We start from the raw sequence: 3,697 nt of genomic DNA, 5'->3' as shown, positions 1-3,697 counted from the left end.
CGGGCAAGCCCGGCAAGGCGCCGGCCCCGGGCGCCAACGCCGGGATGCCCTCCTGGGTGATCCAGGTCGCGAGCAGCCCGAACCAGGCGAATGCGGCCGAGCTCGAGGGCAAATTGCGGGCGGACGGTTTTGCCGCCTTCATCGAGAAGGCCGAGGTGAACGGCCGGGCCTTCTATCGGGTCCAGGTGGGGCCGCAGTTGGAGCGGGCCCAGGCCGAGCAGACCGTCGCCCGGCTGCGTGAGAAACACAAGGTTGATCCGTTGATCAAGAGCTATCCATAAGGGCCGCACAGGCGCGCCCGTGCCGGGGAACTGAAATGAACTGGATCGATGCGGCCGTGATTGCGGTCATTTTCCTGTCCGCCCTGGTCGGACTGGCGCGGGGTCTGATCCGCGAGGTGATGTCGCTGGCCGTCTGGCTGGCGGCTATCGGGGTCGGCTATCTCTATTACAAGCCGTTCGCCGAGACCCTGACGCCCTTCATCGCCCAGCCGGGCGTGCGGCTGGGGGTCGCCTTCGTCGTGCTGGTGCTGGTGGTGCTGATCCTGGGGGCCATCCTGGGCGCGTTGCTGAGCGCCCTGGTCGACAAGACCGGTCTCTCCGGGGTCGATCGCGTCCTGGGGCTGCTCTTCGGCGCGGCGCGCGGCGGCGTGCTGGTGGCCATGGCGGTCTTCCTGGCGAGCCTCACCCCCCTGGCCGATGAGACCTGGTGGCAGGAGTCTCCAGTGATCGCGCAGTGCCAACAGGCCGCCGATTGGCTCCTGAGTCTGGTTCCTCCCGCGCTGCAGGATCAACTGAAGAAGGTCTGAGCGGGGTTGCAACGGGGCCTGTTCTCGGTTAGCTTGGCGGGTCCCCCGTCCTTCGGTGTCCGTTGGTCGCGGACGCGCGAGTGAGGTCCCCATGTGCGGCATCGTCGGCATCGTCGGTAAGGGTCCGGCCAATCAATCGCTCTACGACGCCCTGCTGGTGCTCCAGCACCGTGGTCAGGATGCGGCCGGGATCGTGACCTGCGAGGGGGAGAAACTCCACCTCTGCAAAGACAGCGGTCTGGCCCGGGACGTCTTTCGCACCCGCAACATGATCGAGTTGCGCGGCACCATGGGGGTGGGCCATGTCCGTTACCCCACCGCGGGGGCGACCGGCTCGGCCGAGGCCCAGCCCTTCTATGTGAATTCACCCTACGGCATCGTGCTGGCCCACAACGGCAACCTCACCAATGCCGAGGATCTCAAGCGCGACCTCTTCGTCGATGACCTGCGCCACATCAATACCGACTCCGACTCCGAGGTCCTGCTCAACATCCTCGCCCACGAGTTGCAGGTTCAGGGCAAACTGCGCATCGACGAGCAGGACGTCTTTCGTGCCGTGGCCGGCGTGCACCGGCGCTGTCGGGGCGGTTACGCCGCGGTCGCCATGATCCCCGGCTTCGGCGTCTTCGGCTTCCGCGACCCCTTTGGCATCCGCCCGCTGATCTACGGCCGGCGCGACACCGATGAGGGTGTCGAGTACATGATCGCCTCGGAGTCGGTGGCCTTAAATACCCTGGGTTTTACCCTGGTGGCCGACGTGGCGCCGGGGGAGGCGGTCTTCATCGCTGTCGACGGCACCCTCTATACCCAACAGTGCGCGGACACGCCGCTGCTCTCGCCCTGTATCTTCGAGTTCGTCTATCTCGCCCGGCCGGACTCCATCATCGACAATATTTCGGTCCATAAGGCGCGCTCGCGCATGGGCAAGCGGCTCGCCGCCAAGATCCGGCGCGAGTGGTCGAGTCAGGATATCGATGTCGTGATCCCGATCCCGGATACCAGCCGCACCGCCGCCCTGCAATTGGCCAATCATCTGGGTCTTCCCTATTCGGAAGGATTCATCAAGAACCGCTACATCGGGCGCACCTTCATCATGCCCGGACAGAAGGTCCGCAAGCGCTCGGTGCGCCAGAAGCTCAATGCCATCGACCTGGAGTTCAAGAAGAAGAACGTGCTCCTGGTGGACGACTCCATCGTGCGCGGCACCACCTCGCAGCAGATCATCCAGATGGCCCGCGAATCCGGGGCCAACCGGGTCTATTTCGCCTCCGCCGCGCCGCCGGTGCGCTTCCCCAACGTCTATGGCATCGACATGCCCTCGGCGAACGAACTGGTGGCCCACGGGCGCACCACGGACGAGGTCGCGGACTTCCTGGGTGCCGACGGGCTCATCTACCAGGACCTGGACGACCTGATCCAGGCGGTCCAGAAGCGGGGCAAGAGCCATGTGGACCGCTTCGACTGCTCGGTCTTCGATGGGGACTATGTGACCGGGGATGTCACCCCCGGCTACCTCCGACACCTGGAGGACAACCGCAACGACAGTGCCAAAGAGGCCCGCTCCGAGCACAACGAGACCGTCATTGACCTGCACAACAACTCCGCCTGACCGCGAACCCGGCGCCGACGCCTGGGCCGACCCCGCCGGCGAACCCGGCTTCGCCACCCGTGCGGTGCGCACCGGGCATCACCGCACCGGCGAAGGGGAGCACGGCGAGCCGATCTTCACCACCTCCAGTTTCGTCTTCGAGAGCGCCGCACAGGCCGCCGCGCGCTTCAGCGGCGACAGCCCGGGGAACATCTATTCCCGTTTCACCAACCCCACGGTGCGCGCCTTCGAGGAGCGGCTGGCGTCCCTGGAGGGCGGCGAGGCCTGTGTCGCCACCGCCTCCGGCATGGCCGCCATCCTGGCCGTCTGCATGGGGCTGCTCCAGTCCGGGGACCATATCGTTGCGTCGCGCAGCCTCTTCGGCAGCACCACGCTGCTGTTCAACAAGTACTTGAGCCGCTTCGGCATCGCCACCAGCTATTGCAGCCTGAGCGAGCTCGCCGCCTGGGACGCGGCCATCTGTCCGCAGACCCGGCTCCTGTTCTGCGAGACCCCGTCCAACCCCTTGACCGAGATGGTAGATCTGCGCGCCCTGGCGGAACTGGCCCGGCGCCGCAACTGCCTGCTGGTGGTGGACAACTGCTTCTGTACCCCGGCCCTGCAGCGCCCGCTGGAACTGGGCGCCGATCTGGTGATCCACTCCGCCACCAAGTACCTGGACGGGCAGGGCCGGTGTGTCGGCGGTGCCGTGGTGGGCGACCGCAAACGGGTCGGTGAGGAGGTCTACGGGGTACTGCGCACCGCCGGGCCCACCTTGAGCCCGTTCAATGCCTGGGTCTTCCTCAAGGGCCTGGAGACCCTGGAACTGCGCATGGAGGCCCACTCCCGCGGCGCCGCCCGGCTCGCGGACTGGCTTGCCGTCCAACCCGGGGTGGAGCGCGTCTACTATCCGGGCCGCCCGGAGCACCCCCAGCACCACCTGGTCGGCGTGCAGCAGCACGGCGGCGGCGGCATCGTCGCCTTCGACGTGCGCGGCGGACGCGCCGGTGCCTGGGGCCTGATCGACGCCACGCGGCTCCTCTCCATCACCGCCAACTTAGGCGACACCAAGAGCACCATCACCCACCCCGCCAGCACTACCCACGGCCGCCTGAGCCCGCAGGAGCGCGCCGCCTCGGGCATCGGCGAGGGGCTGATCCGGGTCGCCGTGGGGCTTGAATCCATGGCCGATATCGAGGCCGACCTGGCGCGGGGGCTGGTGCTGGTCCCGGTCGCTTACCGTGAAAGTCGCGCCGGGAGCGCGCTCTAAATCTCCCTCCCCCGCTGGGGGAGGGCCGGGG

General features: G+C 67.4%; 4 protein-coding genes. All 4 read left to right on the top strand.

Going from position 1 to position 3,697, the window contains the following annotated elements:
* Positions 1–281 (top strand): SPOR domain-containing protein (locus tag QZY48_RS07680; RefSeq protein WP_295429780.1); only part of this gene is annotated, 281 nt, incomplete at its 5' end.
* Between the two features lie 35 nt (positions 282–316).
* On the top strand, positions 317–808 hold the full coding sequence (locus QZY48_RS07675; RefSeq protein WP_295429778.1) for a CvpA family protein: 492 nt from the start codon (positions 317–319) through the stop codon (positions 806–808).
* Between the two features lie 91 nt (positions 809–899).
* Positions 900–2,417 (top strand): amidophosphoribosyltransferase, encoded by a 1,518-nt coding sequence (purF, locus tag QZY48_RS07670; protein WP_295429777.1) that lies wholly within the window; start codon positions 900–902, stop codon positions 2,415–2,417.
* Positions 2,392–3,666: an O-succinylhomoserine sulfhydrylase gene (locus QZY48_RS07665; protein WP_295429774.1), complete on the top strand. Its 1,275-nt coding sequence runs from the start codon at positions 2,392–2,394 to the stop codon at positions 3,664–3,666. The genes purF and QZY48_RS07665 overlap by 26 nt, the downstream gene beginning before the upstream one ends.
* Positions 3,667–3,697: the final 31 nt, after the last annotated feature.

It is taken from the genome of uncultured Thiodictyon sp. (genome assembly GCF_903828115.1).
Lineage (GTDB): Bacteria > Pseudomonadota > Gammaproteobacteria > Chromatiales > Chromatiaceae > Thiodictyon.
Note: the sequence above shows the minus strand (reverse complement) of the source record. Positions and strands in the feature narration are given on the sequence as shown.

Excerpts from the sequence above, each read along its gene's own strand:
- QZY48_RS07675 (WP_295429778.1), top strand. The coding sequence starts at position 317 with ATGAACTGGATCGATGCGGCCGTGATTGCGGTCATTTTCCTGTCCGCC.
- purF (WP_295429777.1), top strand. The coding sequence starts at position 900 with ATGTGCGGCATCGTCGGCATCGTCGGTAAGGGTCCGGCCAATCAATCG.